The sequence below is a fragment of the Paludifilum halophilum genome, from assembly GCF_002245355.1.
Lineage (GTDB): Bacteria > Bacillota > Bacilli > Thermoactinomycetales > DSM-45169 > Paludifilum > Paludifilum halophilum.
The window spans coordinates 1-20,148 of sequence record NZ_NOWF01000017.1 but is presented as its reverse complement, the minus strand read 5'-3'; the positions used below and the strand labels follow the sequence as shown (position 1 = coordinate 20,148).

Below are 20,148 nucleotides of genomic sequence, written 5' to 3'. Positions count from 1 at the left end.
GCTACTGATCGCGGGGGTGGTTACCGTCACCGGGTGGTTAGCCTTTGTCGCCCGGCGGCGCTTGGGGGGAATGACCGGCGATGTGTACGGAGCCGTGGCGGAGTCCACGGAAGCGGTGATTCTCCTGCTTTGGTTGCAGGTCGGAGGGATGTGAGATGATGCGGATCATTTGGTTGAGGCATGGTGAAACCCGGGCCAACCGGGAGCGGCGCTATTGCGGGCATGAGAATATTTCTCTGAATGAGCGGGGATGGCGCCAGGCCGAGCAGGCGGCGTTGCGGCTGGCCCGAGTTCCTTTAACCGGGTTGTACTGCAGTGATTTAGACCGCTGTGTCCGGACGGCGGAAGCGGTGGAAGTCTATCATCCGGGGATCCGGCGGCAGCCGACCCCTCTTTTGCGGGAGCTTTCCTTCGGTGCATGGGAGGGACTCACCTATGAAGAGATTAACAGCAGCAATCCGGAACATCTCCGTCGTTGGATCGATCAGCCGGACCGGGTATCCCCTCCCGGCGGGGAGAGGATGGTGGAATTGGAGGAACGGTTGTCCCGATGGCTGCGGGAAGTGATTGAAACCCGGACTTCGACGGAAACCGTGGCTGTGGTGAGTCACGGGGGACCGATCCGCTGGTTTCTGTCTCATCAGGTATGGCAGGATCCCGACGGTTTCTGGCGAGTGCGTATTCCGCCGGGAGGATGTGCGGTGGCAGACTGGGACGGCGGGCATTGGACAGAAGTGAATGAGGCGGAAGATGGCTAAAGTATCCGAACCCGACCGGGACGGAAGGACAGAGAAAGGGAGATTGTCTCTTGTATCCGATCACAAAGATTTTATGTCAGAACGAACAGCTTCGTTTATCCATCGAACCTTCCCGCCTTCTCCTTCGCGCCGGAGGGGGAATGGAAGTTCTCAGCAGTGCGCTTTTGGGCGGCGGGTTCCTCCATACAGACACCATCGTCAACCGGCATGTCAAAAAGGGGTACAATCCCCGGAATCCAGAGATGGAGACGCAGGAATGGCTGGAGGAAAGAGGATACGATCCCCGGCGGACCGTCACCCTGTTGACGGCGGCCTGGGTGGAGCGGGCGGAAGTGGTGGAGAAGGTATGGGATCACGTCCGGTTGGCCGCTATTGTAACCGCAGGAGTCAGTAACGCCGCCCGGGCGGGAAAGCAGGAGCCTGTTGATGGGGCCGGAACCCCGGATCCGGGTACGATCAATACGATTCTCTTGATCGACGGACGGACGACGCCGGGGGCGATGGTCAATGCTGTCATCACCGCTACCGAAGCGAAGACGGCCGCCTTGGCGGATCTGGAGGTGCGGGACGCCGATGGGGCATTGGCGACAGGGACCACGACCGATGCCGTCGTGGTCGCCGCTACCCAACGGGGAAACGAAGGAGAGGTTCTCCCCTACGCCGGTGTAGCCAGCCCGTTGGGTCGGGCCGTAGGAACCGCTGTGTATCAGGCGGTTTACCGGGTGATCCGCCGGTTGGATCCCCGGGAGAGGACGGGTCGCCGTTGGTGACCGCATGGATTTTGCTGGCCGCCTACGTTTTGGATCGGATCATCGGAGATCCCCGGTGGCTGCCCCATCCGGTGGTGGGGATGGGTTGGCTGATCAGCCGGGTGGAGGCGGGGCTGTGCCGATGGATGGAAGGGTGGAAACAGCGGGGGAAAACCGCTGCCCGGCTCACGGGAAGTTTGCTTCCGCTGATCGTGGTCGGCGGTGTATATGCTGTCGCCCACTTTTTGCTTCAAGGGGCGGCGGCCGTTTCGGCCCCGTTGGCCTGGGGGATGGAAGTGTTTTTGATTGCTGCGACCATCGCCACCAAGGGGCTGGCGGAGGCGGCTCGGGGGATTTATCAGGTCCTTTCCGCCGGGGATCTGGCAGAAGCCCGAACCCGGTTATCCATGATTGTGGGAAGAGACACCGATTCTTTAGATGAAGCGGAAGTGGTGCGGGGAACGGTGGAGACCGTGGCGGAAAACATAGTGGATGCTGTGACGGCTCCCCTTTTCTTTGCCGCAGTCGGAGGAGCTCCTTTGGCTTTGGCCTATCGGGCGGTCAACACACTGGATTCCATGGTGGGATATCAGGATGAGCGGTATCGCCATTTCGGCTGGGCTTCCGCCCGATTGGACGATCTCGCTAATTGGCTGCCGGCCCGGATCACCCTGCTCTCCATGCTGGTTGTCCTGGGATGGAGAGGATACCGTCCGGTGAAGGCGTGGCGGGTGGTCCGTCGAGACGCCGGCAAACATCCCAGCCCCAACAGCGGAATCGCCGAAGCGGCGATGGCCGGGGGCCTGGGTATCCAATTGGGAGGGATCAACCGGTACCGGGGAGTCATCTCCCGCCGGGCCCGGCTCGGGGATCCCGACGTTGCCAAAGAACCGGGGCATATCGTGGACGCTGTCCGCGTCCTCAACGGTACCACCTTCCTTTATGTCCTGGCCTTGGCCGGAGGGGTCGCCTTTCTGTAAGTGCCTATGGAAATATTCTCCGGGTTCTCTCATCCAGCGGTGAAATCTGTTATGCTGATCATAAGGAACAAAAACGACTGGAGATCAGGGTTGTTGATGAACTGATAAAGCGGGTGTGAATAGGTGAATCGTGTTCTGCCAAAGCGACCTTTACCATCCTACTTAGCGGAGAAGCTGGATGGAGGGCGTTTAGAGATGATTGAAAACGCTTTACTAAAGAAATGAGAAAACAATCGGAAAAGGAGGAACCGTCCATGTCATCATCTCCGATCGTGACCCCGGATTGGCTGAACCATCATCTCGAGGATTCCGACCTGACGGTTGTTGACTGCCGTTTTGAACTGGGAGATCCCGAGGCGGGCCGAAAAGCTTATCAAAACGATCATATCCCGGGAGCTGTCTATATGGACCTGGAGAAGGACTTGTCCGGAAAAACGAGGAAACACGGCGGTCGTCACCCGTTGCCGGATATGAACCGGTTTGTGGAAAAAATAGGGCGGTTCGGAATCGGTGAAGGGGTCCGGGTCATCGCTTACGATGACCAGGGCGGAGCGATGGCGGCCCGTTTGTGGTGGATGCTCGATTATTTGGGGCATGAAGAAGTCCACGTCTTGGACGGCGGCTATCAAGGATGGAAAGAGAAGGGATATCCGGTCACCGCCGAAGAGCCCGAGCCGACGGCGACGACGTTTACTCCGCAGATCCGCCGGCGGTCACAGCTGGCGGATATGGAGGACGTGAAATACCACCGGGGAACGTTGATCGATTCCCGGGACCCGGACCGGTTTTCGGGAAAAACGGAACCCATCGACCCCAAAGCGGGACACATTCCCGGAGCCATCAATTACTTCTGGAAAAACAATCTCGCAGATGGACAACGATGGAAGTCCGCTGAAGCGTTAAAACAGGATTTCGCTTTCCTCTCCGACGAAGAGGGTCCGATCATTTACTGCGGATCCGGAGTGACGGCCTGTGCCAATCTGTTGGCTCTCCGCCTGGCGGGAGTTTCGAAGGCCCGCCTCTACGCCGGCAGCTGGAGCGACTGGATTACTTACGAGGAAAACCCGGTCCGAACCGGGGATGGGATATGAAATCACCCACAGCTATTTTATCACCCGCCTGTAAAGGGCGGGTTTGTTGCTATGGGATCTCACTCTTATCCGGTGTCCCTAAGTAAAATATTGAAGATTCGCCTCCGGAAAATATTCTTCCAGATATTTACCCAGTTCTGTTTTGATTTCTTCCTGCTCTTCATTTTGGTATACGTACTTGCCGATTCCATAACGGCCCCATTTCCATTTTCGCCGGGACTCATCCAGTTCCAGTTTGGTCATGGGATAGTTTTTCTGGATGACCCGTTTCGCCGGTTTTGTAAAGCGATGTTGAATAAACTCGAAGGTCAGATCTTTTTTGGCGATATCCGGCAATGCCGTTTCGAGTTTTTCAAACATGCGGCGGTAACCTTCTTTCCACCCTTCATGAAGATAGATCGGGGCTACAATAAACCCCAGGGGATAACCGGCCCGAGCCACCTTCGAGGCCGCTGTGATCCGGTCCTTTAATGAGGAAGTTCCGGGTTCCAGATATTTGATCACGTAATCCGCGTTAATGCTGAAGCGGAAACGGGTTTTTCCATTGTGTTTGGCGTCCAGGAGATGGTCGACATGGGCGAATTTCGTTACAAACCGGAGTCGTCCGTATTCCGATTCTCCGAAGTATTCAATCGCTCGTTTCAATGTATGGGTAAGGTGGTCCACTCCGACAATGTCCGATGTGCAGGATGCTTCAAAACGAGTCACTTCCGGAGCCCGTTCCCTCATGTAGTTTTCCGCCGCCTCCAGGATCATCGACGTTGACATACGTGCGGATATAGGGTTTATTCCCCATCGTGGTCTGCAAGTAACAATAATGGCAGTGTCCCATGCATCCAGTAACGAATGGAATGGCATACTCTGCAGAAGGCTTTGACGTATCGAATTTGAGTGTTTTTCGGATTCCGACGACTAAGGTTGATTTGGCAACCCGGTACCTTTGGAAATCGTTCTCACCAGGCAGGTTGCGGACTTGGTTATGTGATGTGGTTTCTCGAATTTCAATTCCCATATCGGTAAATTTTTTTTTCAACTGTTGGGCGAGCGGATACTCCATAGCGCGAGGCTCCATGTAAACGAGTTGTGGAACAAAAGGTTTAACCATAAAACTCTCCTTCCCCGGAAGAACCGAAATAATACTGGTATGCCTGTTCGGCCTCTTCTTCCGTACGGTAAACGGCGATTTCATCATTGAGCGGATAATGGGTTTCATATAAAAAAAGATTCAAATGGCCGGACTGTTCCGGGTCACGGACGACGGCCGCTTCTTGTATGTTGGCGACATCCTGGGCATGGGGATTTCGTACGATCACGTAAACGATATCACCCGCCTGAATCGGTGAGTTTTTCTGGTCTCGGATGTCCATCTTTCCCTTCACCACCTTTCTATGTTGTGTGGATGGACTTATCCTTTCACCAATCTGGAAAAGGTATGATTTCTTTTTCAAAACAGCCTTCAACCATAAAAAAAAAGGCCCGGATCGGACCTCTTTTGGCGGTGGAATTACGATCCGTTTTCCTCCCGGATCGTACGGTAAATCTTTTGGAGCAGTTCTTGTTTGGTGTTCCACAATTCTCCGGACAGGTCTACCGGGTATTCCTCCGGGTTCATCAGGCGGAGGTATTCTTCCCAAAACATTGATCGCTGTGCCAGGTGGTATCTGCGGATTTCGTCCAAAGGGGGGGGATCGAACACCCGTTCTCCGCGTCGCATGATGGGATGAAGCAGATTAATCGCCCGGAACTCTCTCACCTTTTTCTTCCGGTAGGTATGAATCGGGTGAAACAGCGTCAGGGGCTGTTCTTCGTCGATGGAGTGTCCTTCCTCAATGATCAGGTCGCCTCGGGCTTTGTTGGTCCTTTGGTCGATAATGCGGTAAACCGTTTTGATTCCCGGTGTCGTCACTTTTTCCGGGTTGGAGGAGATTTTGATGGAAGGAAGCCATTCTCCGTTCTGTTCCCGGGCCACCAGTTTATAGACAGCGCCGAGAGAGGGCTGATCGTAAGCGGTGATCAGCCGAGTGCCGACTCCCCAGGCGTCCACCTTGGCCCCCTGGGACTTCAGATTGAGCAGTGTCGTTTCATCCAGGTCGCTGGAGGCGATGATCCGGGTTTGGGTGAGTCCCGCCTCGTCCAGCATCCGGCGGGCTTCTTTGGACAGATAAGCCAAATCTCCGCTGTCCAGGCGGATGCCTGCCAGCCGGTATCCCTTCTCTTTTAACTCCCGTCCGACCTGGATCGCATGGGGAACCCCGCTTTTTAAGGTATCGTAGGTATCCACCAATAGAACCGAAGAATCGGGGAAAGCCCGGGCGTAGGCCCGGAAAGCTTCCACCTCGGTATCAAAGTCCTGAACCCAAGCGTGGGAATGGGTTCCTTGGACAGGGATGCCGAACATCTGGCCGGCGCGGAGGTTGGAAGTGGCATCAAATCCTGCCAGATAAGCGGCTCGCGCACCCCATACGGCGGCGTCGGACTCCTGAGCGCGGCGGGTTCCGAATTCCATCAAGGTGTCGCCTTCGGCGATGGTGTAGATCCGGGCGGCCTTGGTCGCCACCAGGGTCTGGTACCCGATAAAGTTGAGTAGAGCGGTCTCCACCAGTTGAAGCTCCATGATGGTTCCTTCCAGACGGAGCAGGGGTTCATTGGGAAAGACCAGGGTTCCTTCCCTGACTCCGTGGATATCCCCCCGAAAACGAAATTCCCGGAGCAGATCCAAAAATTCGGGTTCGAAGGATTCCTGTTCCGCCAGATAACGGATATCCTCTTCGGTGAATTGCAGGTTCTCCAGGTATTGAACGGCTCGTTCCAGTCCGGCAAATACGGCATAGCCGTTACCGAAGGGAAGCTTTCGAAAATATAGGTCGAATGCTTTCCGGTGGAGGTGGGAACCGTTTTTCCAGTGGGCGTACATCATGGTAACCTGGTATTTATCCGTATGAAGCGCCCACCCCGTTGGTTTGTACATTCGATTCACTCCATTCGGCTGCGGTCTGTTGAATCACGGTCGGTGAGTACCTGGTACATGACCGGAATCACTCGTCCGTGTTGAATATAGTATGCGGACAGGCGGGGACGGCGGTCTCTCAAGGAAAGGATCCAATGGCTCAATTCGGGATAATGCCAGTGGGTGATATCCCTGGCGGAGGGGTAAGGTTCGGTGTCGGGGTGCGAATGGACAATGCCCAGCCAATCCAACCCTTCCCGGCGCATCTTCCGGATGGTGTCCAAATAGGCCCTGGGATCAAAGGAAAAGGTTTGATTACTGTTATCCCGGTTGGGGATCGGAAAAAACCGGGTGATGGTCGGTGCCTGTCCGGCCAAAATTCCGCAGCCTTCTTTGGGCAGCAGTTGGAGGCAGTGCCAGTGAACGGCTCGGATCACCCGAACCTGGATGGAAAGATGGGAACTTACCACGATGAATCCCCTCCTTTTCGTTGAGACCGCTGTTGGGCCCGATTGCCGCAGATTTTGCTTTATCGTCTATTGTACTCCTATTTTTCCATAACGGCAAAACTTGTCTAATCCTGTCGCCGGAGAGGACGGGCATTGTGGTACAATGAACGGAAAAAGAAGAGAACCGGGAGGGGGATGGATGAACCCAATTCAGATCGGCGTGTGCGGGTGGGGGGACCATGACCTGTATCCTCCGGGGACCGCTTCCAAGGATAAGCTGTCCGTGTACGCCGGCCATTTTCCGGTGGTGGAAGTGGACAGCAGTTACCACGCCATTCAACCTCGGGATCGGATGGCCCGCTGGGCGATGGAGACTCCTGATGGTTTTCGTTTTGTGGTCAAGGCGTATCGGGAGTTGACCGGCCATGGGCGGCGGGAAGGAGCTCCTGAACGAACGGGGAAAGAGTTGTTCCGCCTTTTTGCCGAGTCGGTGGAGCCGATGGCGGAGGCGGGTAAGCTGACCGCGGTGCTGTTTCAGTTTCCGCCTTGGTTCGATTGTAAAAAGGAGAACGTTCGTTATATCCGCCGCTGTCGGAGGGAGATTCCGGATTTCCCGGTCGCTGTCGAGTTCCGCAACCAAACCTGGTTCAGCTCCCGTTTTCGGGATCAGACTCTGCAATTCCTGGAGGATGAGCAGTTGATCCATACAGTTTGCGACGAGCCTCAGGCGGGGATCGGTTCCGTACCGATCATCCCGGAGGTGACTCACTCCGGGCAAGTTTTAATCCGTTTCCACGGCCGCAACCGTGACGGATGGAATGCATCCGGCCGCACCGATGCCGCCTGGCGGGATGTCCGGTACGCTTACCGCTATTCGCAACAGGAACTGGACGAATGGGTACCCCGTATTCGGCGGATGAAGGAAGAAGCGGACCAGGTCACCCTTCTCTTTAACAATAATTCGCAGGGAGATGCCGTCGACAGTGCTCGCCGGATGGCGGACCTGCTGGGTGTATCCTTTCAGGGGCTGGCTCCTCTGCAATTGGGGATGTTTTGACTGCCGCTCCGATTTTCACGCATTCCGGCTCTTTGATAAAATGAACGACAAGAAGCGTGAACCGAACATAGACAAAGGGAGATGAAAAACAGAACGATGGCTGTACGGGGAGGAATCAGTGGAAGAGATCAAAGGAATGCTGAAAAGCCTTCTGGAAGGACAAAAGGTGACCCATGCGCGATTGGATTCCATGGAAAACCGGCTGGATTCGGTGGAGAATCGGCTCGATTCCGTGGAAAACCGACTGAATTCGATGGAGAAACGTTTTGACCGAGTGGAGAACAAAGTGGACGGAGTGCAGGGCCAGCTGAATGAAGTTTCGGAATCCGTCAACCATCTTGTTTTCAAGACGGCGCTGAATGAAAAGGAGATTCACCTGTTGAAAAAGTACCGGGAATGGGAAATGAACAAGGATCAGTAGGAAATGTTGGATGGAGAAAAAACGAGTGGGGAAAGCTCCGTCGGTTTCTTGGCGTGGGTTTGGTTTGTCGCCTCGCTCCGCTTGAGCGGAGCTTTTTTTGTTCTATAAGGGCCCATCTGCCGGGGGCCTCGGTCGATCTCTTCTTTTGCCGGATAGGGTCTGATATCATCGGAACCAGGGAAGAATGAACGGGGGTTCTCGCTTTTGTTTCGGGAACGAGCGAAGGAGGAGATTCCCAGTTCATCCTCTCAATGGGACAGGAGGCAGGAATGACGTTGGATTGGTTGGTATTGATCGGGATCGGACTGGTTTCAGGGACGATGGGCAGCCTAGTCGGATTGGGGGGAGGAGTGATTACGGTGCCGGCGTTGTTACTTCTGGCATCCACTCTCCCCAGTTATACCCATATCACCCCGCAGATCGCGGTGGGGACGTCGATGGTTTTAGTGGTTGTCACGGCTTTATCTTCTACGATTTCTTATGCCAGACAGCAGCGGGTGGATATGAAAAGCGGGTGGGCTTTTTTTATGGGGAGCGGGCCGGGAGCGATTCTCGGTGCTTACTTAACTCGTTTTTTTCAAACCGGCCCCTTCTTTATCGCGTTTGGTCTTGTCATGATTTTGATGGCCATTATATTAACATTTCGGAATCGGTTTAAAGCGCAGTCGGTAAAATGGAGTGTAAGACGGGAATTTACAGATCCGAAGGGGAATATATACCGTTACGGATATCACCTCCCCACCGCTCTTATCGGCTCTTTCGCAGTGGGAGGCATCTCCAGTCTGTTCGGTATCGGAGGCGGAGCTTTGCTGATGCCGATGATGGTTCTTTTATTTCAGTTTCCGCCTCATGTAGCTACAGCCACTTCGATGTTTGTCATCTTTCTCTCTTCCATCGTCGGCTCCGCGACTCATCTGTTTCAAGGACATATCGCTTGGCATGCTGTACTTTTCATCGCTCCCGGTGCGTGGATCGGGGGTCAATTGGGAGCGTGGGTTTCCAAAAAGCTGAGCGGCAGGGGTTTGATGCTTGTTTTGCGTCTGGCGATTGTCGTGGTCGGGTTGCGCATGATTCTGGAAGGTTTGTCTTAAAGAAGGGAGGATGTCTGTGAAGCGGCAACAACTTGTACATATCCTTCATACGAATGACATCCACAGTCATTATGAAAAAATGCCCGGGGTGCAATCGGTAATCCAGCGTTTGCGCGGCGATCTGGAAGACCGGGGAGAGGCTTTTTTTCTCGTGGACGTAGGAGATCATATGGACCGTGTGCGTATCGAAACCGAAGGGACGGAAGGACAGGCCAACCGAGCGGTGATGGACGCGACCGGTTATCAGCTGGTAACCTTGGGGAACAATGAACTGCTCACTTTTTCCAAGGAAGATCTGAATGCCTTGTACGGAGACGCTCCCTTTGAAGTTCTGGCGACCAATGTGCGGGAAAGCGGCGGTGACCGGCCCCGCTGGATATCTCCCTGGACCGTTCGGGAAGCGGCGGGGCTCCGCATCGGTTTTTTGGGGGTGACCATCCCTTTTTACACCTTTTATCAATTGCTGGGATGGGAGGTGGCCGATCCGATCGAACGATTGAGTGTGGAAGTGCCCCGTCTCCGCCGGGAAGTGGACGCGGTCGTGGTTCTTTCTCACCTGGGTCTGGGCAACGATCGCCGATTGGCTGAGGAAGTTCCGGGTATCGACTTGATCCTGGGGAGTCATACTCATCATTTATTGGAAGTTCCGGAGCGGATCGGGGAGACTTTAATCGCCGCCGCAGGCAAGTTCGGCGGTCATGTCGGCCATGTCACTATCGCCTTTGATCCGGCTACCCGGTCGGTCCGGGATGTTCGGGGAGGGTGCGTTTCCACTTCAGAGGCTCCGGCGGATTCCGAAATCGAGGAGTTGATCCGCCGGTTTCGGCTGAAAGCGGAGGAAGAGCTTTCTCGTCCCATCGTGAAATTGGACAGGGATCTGTCGATCGACTGGTATCAGGAGTCCCCGTTGGGAAATTTACTGGCGGACGGGCTGTTGGAATGGGTCGGCGGGGATTGTTCTTTCGTCAACGCGGGACAGCTGTTGGGGGGGCTGGAAAAGGGGCCGGTGACGAGGGGACAAATTCACCGAATCTGTCCCCATCCGATCAATCCCTGCCGGATGGTGCTGACCGGCGGCCAAATCCGCCGGATATTGGAAGAGTCCCTGTTGCGGGAGTTTCAGGAGATGGAGATTCGCGGTTTCGGGTTCCGGGGGAAGCGCTTGGGTATGATTAATGCCTCCGGAATAGAGATTGAGTATGATTCCGGGGGACCGGCTCGCGGAAAAATCCGCCGACTCTGGATCGGGGGGGAACCGCTGATAGAGAAGAAGCCGTATCAGGTGGCCACTATCGATATGTTTACTTTTGGCGTGGGATACCAGGAATTTCGGGAAGGAAGAGATCTTCAGTATTTCTTGCCGGAGTTTCTTCGCAATATCCTCGCTTCCTGGTTGAACCGGCCGGAAGCGGTGGATGCCAGTTTTCAGCTTCGTTGGCACGACATAGGCTGATCCCGATTGATCGGTTTCAGGGAAACCGGTGTCGGAAACGTTCCGCTACCCATAAAAACGGGAGGCCCAATCCGTAACAGACGACGAGCTGTCCGGCCCCGACATAGAGCATCGCCGCCGGGATGGCAACCCTTAAACCGCTGACGGTTCCCAACAGCAAACCGATGATAACAGCATTGACCAGTACCGGCGGAAGGGGAGCCAACCAACGGACAGGCATACGGGACGTGAGCCAGGCCGCGATCAGGGAAGCCAAGCTCCCGAAAAGGATATCGTAAAATCCGACAGGGCTGAACAGATTAGCTGTTAAAGCTCCCAAAAACAGCCCGGGAACGGCCAGGGGTGTCAAAAACGGCAGGACGGTCATCATTTCCGAGATCCGAAACTGGATCATTCCGTAAGACAGGGGTGCCACTGCCAGTGTAAGCACGGTATAAACGGCGGCGACCATAGCGATAAACGTCATGCGGCGTACCGGCATTCTTTTCACCTCCCGGATCCGACACGTGTTATTATAACCGATCGGGCATGGATTTTCCGAGGGCCGGGCAGGTTAAGACAGGATTTTACCAAAATCATCGCAACCGAAGCCATGTTGCGTTAGAATACGGAGAAAAGGGGGGACATCCAGTATGCGTTTTGTGGACGATATATATTCTCTGTACCGGGATCAACTGGGTGAAGATGAGGAGAACGCCGTTTCGGTGGTTCTCAGTATCCTGGAGGATCATTCCCGGCAGGATATGATGAAATTGATCGAAGAGATGGATGACGAAGAAGTGATTCAGATGGTGGGGGTTTATCTGGTGGAAATGTTGAAGATGAAAATGGTCCAGGATGGAAAGTTGTCGGAGTGGGATTCTTCGTTTTACCGCCCTCGCTATCATTAAAAAATGGATAAATCATGCGGGATTCCCTTTCCTCTCTGCTGAAGCTGGTCTAAAATAAGAACGGGCCCTACAGCTAAATTTCAGCAACGGAGGGATTGGCCGCATGGAAGCGTGGTTCGAGGCGGTTTTGTTGGGGCTGGTTCAGGGATTGACGGAGTTTCTGCCGATTTCCAGTTCCGCCCATCTGGTCATCGCCCAAGAGTTTTTGGGAGTGAAGGAACAGGGATTAACCCTGGAGCTTCTGCTTCACTTCGGATCGCTGCTGGCCGTTTTCGTTTTCTATTGGAAGGATATCTTTAAGATTGTCAAGGCCTTTTTCACCTTTCCTTTGACCCGGCGTGATGAGGATCGGCTCGATTTCAAAATGGGCATATGGCTGTTGCTGAGTACCTTTGTTACAGGAATCTTGTATGTCCTGTTCGGAGATTGGGTGGAAACGTATGCGAAAAACATCGCTCTGATCGCCTCGATGTTATTGTTGACCGGTTTTTTTCTATGGTGGATCGATGGGGCTTCCGGCCGTAAAACCGAAGGGAATTTGAAAGTCTCTGATTCCTTGATCATCGGAGCCGCTCAGGGCCTGGCCCTGCTTCCGGGAATTTCCCGCTCGGGAGCGACTGTGGTTGCCGGATTGCTCAGCGGTTTGGATAAGCGTACAGCCCTCAATTATTCCTTTATTCTCGCAGTTCCGATCATCGGCGGCGGGGCGATTCTGAAGGGGATCGATCTCGTTCAGGAAGGCGGTGTCTATTTTGGCGCCGGACCGTATATTGTTTCGGTGATCGTTTCCTTTCTGTCGGCGTTGGCCGGGATCAAGTGGTTTATGAACCTGATGGAACGGGTGCGGCTGCGCCCATTCGCTGTTTATTGTTTTCTGGTGAGCGCAGGGTTGTTCATCTATCTCCTCGTCTAAACCCACCCACACTCATCCGGGTTTTTCTACATACCCTGCAGTAAACTCGGCTGAGGATGGGAGGGAGTCGATTGGTCCGGCTGAAACCGATGGAAGTGGACGGACACACCGTCCTTGGCGTGGAAGTGGCTTTGCCCGATACGAATCTGCTGGCGGTGACGACGGAGAAGGGGTACATCATGTGCGGTGCTTTGGATGTCGGCCTGCTGAATGAAAAGCTGGCGGATCGCCGTATTCTGGCCGGTCGTGCCGTCGGTGTACGTCGTTTGGAAGATCTTTTGAACGCTCCCCTGGAGATGGTTACCCTGGAAGCGGAGAATCGGGGTATTCACCCGGGGATGGCCGGTCGGGATGCGCTTCTCAAAATGTTATAACCGTCGAAGGCGGCAAGGAAAACAGGGCACCCCGACCGGGTGCCCTTTGCGAATGGGTGAGAGGATTTCAAAGATGGATGGGAGGAGAAAAAATGGATACGAAGACCTGGTACGGACGAAAGGGAAGTCGTCCGTTGACGGTGTCCTCGGAGTTTTTGGAGGCAGTGGACTTTTTCTTTTCGGATTTGCTGCATGAGAAGTCCGTCACCAAAGCGGAGATCAAATTGATGGGTTATTTGATTCGCAAATCCTTCAAGTTAGGGGAAGAGGGAGAGAAACTGGTTCGCATCGCCGCAACGGACTGGGTCCGGGAAGCGGGGCTGAACAAAGGGGAAGTGGACAAGACCCTGGCCAAATGCGAAGAAAAGGGGTGGATTGCTGTCGACTCCACGACAAAACCGGTTACCCTCCGGCTTCGGATGGAAGGGATCCGGTCTACATAACCCGGCTTTCGATGAGACAGGGGTGAAAAAGGAAGAAAGCTCACCGGACACACGGTGAGCTTTCTTCAACCTTTCCTAAGATAAGCGCATCCTGCGATGATAGTCTCTATCAAAGCGAAGAGCTCCTCTTTTTCCATTTTTTATAAATCACAGGTGAAAGCATAAAGAGGAAAACCAACCCCAAAGCGATATAAAAGGTTGTCGAAAACGCATGATGCAGGGAATGACCGAGGAAGTTGTATGCAAAGGTTCCCGGGATCATTCCGAGAGTGGTCGCCCAAGCAAAATCCCGAAAACGGATTTTTGACAAACCGCTGCTGTAGCTGATGGCATCGAAGGGAACCATGGGGAGGAGTCGTAAGAACAGAACGGCGCGAAAGCCGTATGTTTCCACATGAATATTTAACATTTGGAGTCGTTTTCCCCACCATTGTTGGATGGCCTCCCTTCCCAAAGATCGAGCGAGACCGAAGGCCAAATAGGCACCCAGAGAAGCTCCGATCAAGTCGTAGAGTGTTCCCCACCATGGACCGAAGGCCATCCCTCCGGACAAGGTCAGGGCGACGGCAGGAAAGAAAAACAAAGGCCGAATCGTGTACAAAAAGATATAAAGGAATGGTGCCCACATTCCGAAAGATAAAATAAAGTGACGGATATAACCCGGAGTCAGGCGTTCCAGGCCCAAGGAACGAAGAATGAAAAAACCGGCGGTAAGTAAAAGCACGAATCCGATCAGCTTGATGCCATTCCTTTTCATGGAAGCCCCCTTTTGCCTCCCCGACGGATCCTATGAATATAGTATACAATGTTCTCCCCTCGTTTTCTGTAAAGAGGCTCGAATAATCAGTCTGATCGACGGATGGGGACCCGATGGACCCCGATTGAAAAGGCGATCAATCAACGGTATGATGATGGGGACGAGATGAGGATAGGACGAGCGTTTCCAATGAAGAACAGGAACGGGAGGGTGACAATGAGCAAGAAAAAGAGCCATAAAAACAGCAAGGAGCGAGTCCTTCAAAAACAAGCCGAAGAGAGATCCCGGCGGATGAAAAACCTGATTGTGGGAACCTTGATCGGTTTGCTGTTCATCGTAGGGATCGTCGCACTGGTACAGTCTTTTTCCGGAGATCGAAATGCCGGAGAACAAGGTGTGGATGAGGAAATCTTCGATTACGATCAACAGCCGGTAGCGGGGGATCCCGATGCACCGGTGAAGATCGTCGAGTTCGGAGATTTTAAATGCCCGAGTTGTAAAAAATTTGAAGAAGAGATTTATCCCCAGTTGAAGAAGGATTTTATCGACAACGAAAAAATCGGTTTTTATTTTGTCAACAATCAGTTTCTCGGTCCGGACTCGATCACGGCGGGAATCGCCGGTGAAGCCGTATACGAACAGGATCCGGACGCGTTCTGGAAATTCTATGATTCCATTTACAAGAATCAAGGCCTCGAGAGCGAAGCCTGGGCCACACCGGATTTCTTAGCGGATCTGGCGAAAAAGGATGTTCCCGGAATCGACCATAAAAAACTGAAAAAAGATATCGAGAATGAAACGTATTCGGAAGAAGTCCAAGCGGACAAGGGGATCGCCGAGAAAGCAGGAGTCACATCCGTACCCACCCTCTTTATCAACGGAAAGAAGGTACCGGGGGAAAAAACCTTTGACTATGACTATCTGAAACAGCGGATCGAGGAAGAATTAAACCGGAAAAAATAAGGAGCGGGGGAGAGTGCGAAGTGCCTTGGGTCAGAACGTACAGCCATTACGGAGCTTGGGTGGTCGCTTTGGCCGCTCTCGCAGGGAGTTTGTATTTCAGTGAGGTAGCGGGATTCGTCCCCTGTAAATGGTGTTGGATCCAGCGTATCTTCATGTATCCTCTCGCTCTCTTACTGGGGATTGCCTGCTACCGGGAAGACCGTTCCATCGTTCTGTATGCGATTCCTCTCAGTACAGCCGGCGGCCTCGTTTCCCTGTTCCACTATCTGAAACAGAAAGTGCCTTGGGTCGGCCAAATCAGTGTCTGTACCGAGGGGGTTCCCTGTACCGGAGAGTATATCAATTGGCTGGGTTTTATTACGATTCCCTTCTTGGCTTTAACCGCTTTCGTGATGATTACCACATTGTTGTGGATGGGCAGAAAACGGACGGAATAAGGGAAGACGGGTGTTCCGTTCAGGGAACGGAGCACCTTCTTCCTGTGAAGGGGCCGTTTTTGGCCTTAACTTTTCTCAAAAGTTAAGGCTCTTTCTTAAGTCTATCTTGTAAAATCTTTCATTTTTGTTGATAGCAAGATTCGGTTTTGATAAATTAAATTTATTCAAGACGGGTAAGTAGAGGAATGACTGAACTTTTCCGGGGGTTCGTCCAAGCAACTTCTGTCGTGAAATGATTCACGCTTTCCGGACTGACTGGGATTTGATCAAGCAGTCCGTCGGCAGTATGATAGTGGAATGAACTTTATTCTATTATTTGAATCAAAAAGAACAAAGAGCTCCGTTTTCTCATTCCCGCCTTATGGGTAAAGGAATGTTGAACATAGAATACAGGATGACTTTGGTACAAAGGAGAGGTTTGAGGTGGGCGACACCATGCCTTTACACGTGATACGCGTGGCCGATTTAAATACATCTGTCACTTTTTACCGGGACAAACTCGGTTTTTCGATGCAATGGTACGATTCCGGATGGCGGACGGCCAGTTTTATAGCGCCGGGAGAGATCGAGATTTTATTGACTGGTGATCCGGAGTTGGACATATCCGCTCTCTTTCCTGAGTCCATCCATCCGGAGACGCCGTCGGAAGATCCCGGGATGAAACCGTTGGTGGAAGAAGTGGCTCCCCGAGAAGCCCCGCTGCAGAGAACGGATCAGCCCTTGGACGGCGACGAACAGGAATGGGGGAACACCGATGCGGAGGAATTGCCGAAAGGGGAGCCGGAAGCCGATGCGACGGCCGAAGAGGAAGTGGCGGATCCTGGTTTTTCCCGGGAAATCAAAGAGTTGACCACAGAAGAGCCGCTTCGGCTTCCGGGTGAGGATCTTTTTGTTTATCAGGAACGTCTGATCGCTCTTGGAGTTCCTGATATGCTGTTGGAGGAGAATCCGGGAGTGGAACAGGTTCTGTCCGTAACGGATCCGGACGGATACAAGCTGGCTTTCCATGAGAGTCTTCGACTGAGCGACGAAGAAGTCTTTGACTTGTATCGCAAAGGCCCCGACCTGTTGGATGGTGCTGTTTTGGGACTGACGGATGAAGACTTGGATCTGTCTCCGGAGGAAGGGGAATGGAGCATCCGCCAGACCGTTCTTCACATCGTGGACTTCGATCTGGAGATGACGGAACGGATCAAGTGGGCCCTGGCGGAGCCCGGACGTTCTTACAACATCCCGCTGTTTGATCCGGATGAGTGGGCGGAAACCTTCGATTACGCCCGTCGTCCCGTACAGGGAGAGTTGGCCATGTTCCGACTGTTGCGGGATCATATCCTTCGGTTGTGCGAAAATGTTCCGGACGCGATGGACCGGTCTTTGGTATCGGAACGGGGAACGGTTGAAGTACGGACGATGATGCAGGTGGTAGGGGAGACGACCCGAGAGCTGGTGCAAGGGATTATGGAGACTCGGGGCCTTTACGGAAAGTAAAGACAGCAGCCGGCTCACTCGTTAGGAGTGAGTCGGTTTTTAAGTTTGGTGCCCTCCTTGCCCGATTTTTTCGGGGAAGGAGGGTTCCGTTCATAGACCTTCCAGTTCATCCCGGTCCTTTAAGTCGCTCAGCTGGAACCTTCGCCGTTGCAGGGCGATCCACAGAATAAGGGGGACTAAGCAAAAAATCCCTAGAATGAAGGAGGAGCGGTAAATCCCCGGAAGGTTGTCCAGGGCGATAATGTCTCTTAGCCCTTGAACGCCATAGGACATGGGCAGGAATGGGTGTATTTGTTGAAGGATTTCAGGTGTCAGTTCAATGGGAAAGGTACCGCCGCTGGAGACCAGTTGCAGGATGAGCAGGATGACGGCTAATAGACGTCCGGGACCTTTTCCGAACAGGGTCAGCAGAAACCCGACCATGGCGATAGACATCCAGGCGATCAGGACCAAAAAGGTGTAATAGGCCCATGGGACAGCGAGTGGAAGGCCGAGCCCTTCACGGATGACCCACCCGGTAACCACCGCCTGAAAAAATCCGATGGGTAAAAGGGTCAGGTATTTTCCCCAGGCTCGGATTCCGGGGTGATAGGGAGTCAACCGCCACCGGTTATCCGCCAAAGGGACAACAAAGAAGGTGATCAGGCTTCCCACCCATAAAGACAAAGGTAAAAAGTAGGGAGCCAATCCGATTCCATACTCGGTGACGGGGAAAAGTCGTTGCTCCCGGGTATGGATCGGCTCCGATATGATCGGAGCCAGTCCTTCCGAAGGTGTGTCGGCCCGATGAAGGGCGTCCGACAACCGGTTGGACAGCTCCCGGTTGCCGCGGGCCAGTTGTTTTGCCCCGGTGGTCCATGTTCCCGTTTTTCGTGACAACTGTTCCAAGCTTTGGGCCAACTCCGCGGTTCCTTTGCGGAGCCGCACGGCTCCCTTGTGAAGTCGGTCCGTCCCTGCGGCCAATTTTTTGCCGGCATTCGCCAGACGGGCGGTTCCGGTTTCCAATGAATCCAGTTTGCTGGAAAGGTGCTTGATCTCCGCAGTCAAGGAGGGAAGAGTCCGGCGAATCCGACTGAGTCTGTCGGGGAAACCGGAGAGATGGGCTTTTATTTCATCCAGCCGCTGTCGCAGAGCTTGTAATTTTGGATCCGCCTTCAGTGAAGGATTCGTAATCATCGCTTGGTTCAGTGCCGACCGGGCTTCACGGACGGTATTCAGAACCGCTGTTAAATCCGATTGTGTCTGATCCAACCGAGATCCGATGGTATGGAGGCGGGCCTGTCCGATTTTAATTCCTTGTCGGATATCCGTCTGCCGGACTTTTTCCCGGGCTTGGCGTACACCTTCGGCCAACTTTTCTGCTCCTGCAGCAAGCTGATGGATCCTGTCAGAAAGACGGGATGTTTCCGCCGCCAACTGAGTCGCTCCTTGTTCCAGTGAGCGGGATGCTTTGGCGGCTTTTTTTGTGGCCTTTTCAATGCTTTGGCTCCCCTCGGCCAGTTTTTCTCCTTCCCGGGCCAATCGGTCGGCCGCTGAGGCGGCCTGGTTGATGTGTCCCTTTGACTCTTTCGCCAGATCCAGCAAATTTTGCACATACTCTCGGGTGAGCCGATTTCCGATTTTCTCCCGGACTTCACCCTCCAGCCGCTTGGAGATTTGGGAGGTGATGTAGTTCTTTCCTTCATTCAATGTAAAAATGAGTTGGGCTTTGCGGGGATCATTTCCGCCGACGGAAAGTATGTCCCGGGAAAAGGAGCGGGGGATGGTTACCACTAGATAATAGCGATCCCCTTCCACTCCTTTTCGGGCTTCCGCGGCGTTAGTCTTATGCCAGTCCAATTTTACTTTTTCCTGCAACTCGCGGGTGAGCCGGGAACCGAAATGGACGGACTTTCCCTGTTCCATACCGCCCTCATCCAGGTTGACCAAGGCGACCGGCAGTTTTTCCAAAGAGCCGTACGGATCCCAAAAAGCATATAGATACAATCCGCTGTATAGGAGGGGGACGAAAAGAACGGAGAGTACCCCGAGAAGAGCCAACCGATTTCGCATGAGTCGGCGCCATTCGGTAGCGGCGATTATCCAGGAGCCCATGTCCCATTCTCCTTTCTGTGGCCTGTATGAATCACATGATCCGCCCGGTTTACCGATTCCCGCCGTAAGGAAGTCATGCAGAGCAGAAAGGGTTGACGCTTTCTTTCTTGATTCAGCTGCTCCCGGAGGATATCCCATTGATCGTCGGTCAGTCCGGTCTCCGGTTCATCGAGAAGGACAATCCGGGGCTGGTGTAAAGTGGCGAGGGCGATGCCGGCGCGCAGTTGAAGGTGGCGGTCGACGTCTTTTACCCGCCGTTTCCGATAGGGGAAAAGCCCCCATTGATGTAAGGAGAACTCCACCCTTCGTCTCGGATGGCGAACCCAATGGGACCGGGCTTGCACACTTAAATGTTCTTCAAGGGTCAGAGTGGGAAAAAGCGGTGCCAATCCGGCAATCGGTCCCACTCCGACATCCCAGGGAGTAGGGGCCCAGCAGGTATAGGAATCCTGCAGGGCTACGGTTCCCCGGGCCGGTTTGAGGAAGCCGCCTATGGCGAGGAGCAGAGAGGTCCTGCCAGTCCGAGAAGGGCCGTAAATCACCGCCTTATCACCGATATTCCAAGTAGCGTCGATCGGAGAATCCAGAAATGGATCACGGGCCAGCACCGAGACCGAATCCAGTTGGAGTTGTTCCTTCATTCGTCTTCTTCCTTTTTGCAGTCTCCTTTTCAGTATGCGCCTTTACCGTTGTTCCATGAAAAAAGAAGCCAATAAAAAGACCCGGTTGAACCGGGTTTTTTCGGAAAAAACGGATTATCTGCGTCGGCGGGGTCGGCGGGGCCGCCGGGGGA

The 20,148-nt window shown here is 53.7% G+C and carries 23 protein-coding genes and 1 pseudogene; 16 read left to right on the top strand and 8 right to left on the bottom strand.

The window, feature by feature from the left end:
- Positions 1–16 precede the first annotated feature (16 nt).
- From CHM34_RS20250 to CHM34_RS17705, 5 genes are all read left to right on the top strand, one after another.
- Positions 17–154 carry an adenosylcobinamide-GDP ribazoletransferase gene (locus CHM34_RS20250; RefSeq protein ID WP_369126366.1) on the top strand — a complete coding sequence of 46 codons (138 nt, stop codon included), beginning with the start codon at positions 17–19 and terminating at the stop codon, positions 152–154.
- Between the two features lies 1 nt (position 155).
- Positions 156–758: a histidine phosphatase family protein gene (locus CHM34_RS17720; RefSeq protein WP_094265952.1), complete on the top strand. Its 603-nt coding sequence runs from the start codon at positions 156–158 to the stop codon at positions 756–758.
- A gap of 50 nt (positions 759–808) precedes the next feature.
- Complete coding sequence (locus CHM34_RS17715) at positions 809–1,528, top strand: adenosylcobinamide amidohydrolase (RefSeq protein ID WP_094265951.1); 720 nt, start codon at positions 809–811, stop codon at positions 1,526–1,528.
- On the top strand, positions 1,522–2,487 hold the full coding sequence (cbiB, locus tag CHM34_RS17710) for an adenosylcobinamide-phosphate synthase CbiB (RefSeq protein ID WP_094265950.1): 966 nt from the start codon (positions 1,522–1,524) through the stop codon (positions 2,485–2,487). The genes CHM34_RS17715 and cbiB overlap by 7 nt, the downstream gene beginning before the upstream one ends.
- Before the next feature lie 254 nt (positions 2,488–2,741).
- Entirely contained in the window at positions 2,742–3,578 is an 837-nt protein-coding gene (locus tag CHM34_RS17705) for a sulfurtransferase (protein WP_094265949.1), read from the top strand.
- Between the two features lie 78 nt (positions 3,579–3,656).
- Here CHM34_RS17705 and splB read toward each other — a convergent pair.
- From splB to CHM34_RS17685, 4 genes and pseudogenes are all read right to left on the bottom strand, one after another.
- Positions 3,657–4,683 (bottom strand): annotated as a pseudogene (gene splB / locus CHM34_RS17700) (spore photoproduct lyase).
- Entirely contained in the window at positions 4,676–4,945 is a 270-nt protein-coding gene (locus tag CHM34_RS17695; protein ID WP_094265954.1) for a transcriptional regulator SplA domain-containing protein, read from the bottom strand. Before CHM34_RS17695 ends, splB begins: the two are co-directional and overlap by 8 nt.
- 137 nt (positions 4,946–5,082) lie before the next feature.
- Complete coding sequence (locus CHM34_RS17690; protein WP_094265948.1) at positions 5,083–6,546, bottom strand: nicotinate phosphoribosyltransferase; 1,464 nt, start codon at positions 6,544–6,546, stop codon at positions 5,083–5,085.
- Positions 6,547–6,551: 5 nt separating this feature from the next.
- Positions 6,552–6,995 (bottom strand): M67 family metallopeptidase, encoded by a 444-nt coding sequence (locus CHM34_RS17685; protein WP_169713820.1) that lies wholly within the window; start codon positions 6,993–6,995, stop codon positions 6,552–6,554.
- A gap of 178 nt (positions 6,996–7,173) precedes the next feature.
- Between CHM34_RS17685 and CHM34_RS17680 the strand changes: the two genes are divergently transcribed.
- The 4 genes from CHM34_RS17680 to CHM34_RS17665 all read left to right on the top strand — a co-directional run bounded on the left by CHM34_RS17680 (position 7,174) and on the right by CHM34_RS17665 (position 10,996).
- Positions 7,174–8,031, top strand: coding sequence for a DUF72 domain-containing protein (locus tag CHM34_RS17680; RefSeq protein ID WP_094265946.1), 858 nt, complete (start codon positions 7,174–7,176; stop codon positions 8,029–8,031).
- 118 nt (positions 8,032–8,149) lie between these two features.
- A complete protein-coding gene (locus CHM34_RS17675; RefSeq protein ID WP_094265945.1) occupies positions 8,150–8,452 on the top strand; it encodes a hypothetical protein in 303 nt (100 codons plus the stop codon).
- 269 nt (positions 8,453–8,721) lie between these two features.
- Positions 8,722–9,543: a sulfite exporter TauE/SafE family protein gene (locus CHM34_RS17670; RefSeq protein WP_094265953.1), complete on the top strand. Its 822-nt coding sequence runs from the start codon at positions 8,722–8,724 to the stop codon at positions 9,541–9,543.
- A 16-nt stretch (positions 9,544–9,559) separates the two neighbouring features.
- Positions 9,560–10,996, top strand: coding sequence for a bifunctional metallophosphatase/5'-nucleotidase (locus CHM34_RS17665; protein ID WP_439116347.1), 1,437 nt, complete (start codon positions 9,560–9,562; stop codon positions 10,994–10,996).
- 16 nt (positions 10,997–11,012) lie between these two features.
- Here the strand turns inward: CHM34_RS17665 and CHM34_RS17660 are convergent, their stop codons facing one another.
- Positions 11,013–11,477 (bottom strand): QueT transporter family protein, encoded by a 465-nt coding sequence (locus CHM34_RS17660; protein WP_094265943.1) that lies wholly within the window; start codon positions 11,475–11,477, stop codon positions 11,013–11,015.
- Positions 11,478–11,628: 151 nt separating this feature from the next.
- On the opposite strand from CHM34_RS17660, the gene CHM34_RS17655 reads away from it, so the two are divergent.
- The 4 genes from CHM34_RS17655 (at position 11,629) to CHM34_RS17640 (ending at position 13,616) form a co-directional block, all read left to right on the top strand.
- Positions 11,629–11,886, top strand: coding sequence for a DUF6154 family protein (locus CHM34_RS17655; RefSeq protein WP_094265942.1), 258 nt, complete (start codon positions 11,629–11,631; stop codon positions 11,884–11,886).
- 103 nt (positions 11,887–11,989) lie between these two features.
- Entirely contained in the window at positions 11,990–12,799 is an 810-nt protein-coding gene (locus CHM34_RS17650) for an undecaprenyl-diphosphate phosphatase (protein WP_094265941.1), read from the top strand.
- Between the two features lie 71 nt (positions 12,800–12,870).
- Entirely contained in the window at positions 12,871–13,173 is a 303-nt protein-coding gene (locus tag CHM34_RS17645) for a YunC family protein (protein ID WP_094265940.1), read from the top strand.
- Positions 13,174–13,265: 92 nt separating this feature from the next.
- On the top strand, positions 13,266–13,616 hold the full coding sequence (locus CHM34_RS17640) for a hypothetical protein (RefSeq protein WP_141201761.1): 351 nt from the start codon (positions 13,266–13,268) through the stop codon (positions 13,614–13,616).
- A gap of 109 nt (positions 13,617–13,725) precedes the next feature.
- Here the strand turns inward: CHM34_RS17640 and CHM34_RS17635 are convergent, their stop codons facing one another.
- Positions 13,726–14,373 carry a TVP38/TMEM64 family protein gene (locus tag CHM34_RS17635; RefSeq protein ID WP_094265938.1) on the bottom strand — a complete coding sequence of 216 codons (648 nt, stop codon included), beginning with the start codon at positions 14,371–14,373 and terminating at the stop codon, positions 13,726–13,728.
- A gap of 216 nt (positions 14,374–14,589) precedes the next feature.
- Between CHM34_RS17635 and CHM34_RS17630 the strand changes: the two genes are divergently transcribed.
- From CHM34_RS17630 to CHM34_RS17620, 3 genes are all read left to right on the top strand, one after another.
- A complete protein-coding gene (locus tag CHM34_RS17630) occupies positions 14,590–15,336 on the top strand; it encodes a DsbA family protein (RefSeq protein WP_169713819.1) in 747 nt (248 codons plus the stop codon).
- 20 nt (positions 15,337–15,356) lie between these two features.
- A complete protein-coding gene (locus CHM34_RS17625) occupies positions 15,357–15,773 on the top strand; it encodes a disulfide oxidoreductase (RefSeq protein ID WP_094265936.1) in 417 nt (138 codons plus the stop codon).
- A 435-nt stretch (positions 15,774–16,208) separates the two neighbouring features.
- The gene (locus CHM34_RS17620) at positions 16,209–17,261 is read left to right on the top strand and encodes a DinB family protein (RefSeq protein WP_094265935.1); all 1,053 of its coding nucleotides are present in this window, start codon (positions 16,209–16,211) and stop codon (positions 17,259–17,261) included.
- A 90-nt stretch (positions 17,262–17,351) separates the two neighbouring features.
- Here CHM34_RS17620 and CHM34_RS17615 read toward each other — a convergent pair whose 3' ends face one another.
- Entirely contained in the window at positions 17,352–19,355 is a 2,004-nt protein-coding gene (locus tag CHM34_RS17615; RefSeq protein WP_169713818.1) for a YhgE/Pip domain-containing protein, read from the bottom strand.
- Positions 19,340–19,996 (bottom strand): ABC transporter ATP-binding protein, encoded by a 657-nt coding sequence (locus tag CHM34_RS17610; protein ID WP_094265933.1) that lies wholly within the window; start codon positions 19,994–19,996, stop codon positions 19,340–19,342. The genes CHM34_RS17615 and CHM34_RS17610 overlap by 16 nt, the downstream gene beginning before the upstream one ends.
- Positions 19,997–20,148: the final 152 nt, after the last annotated feature.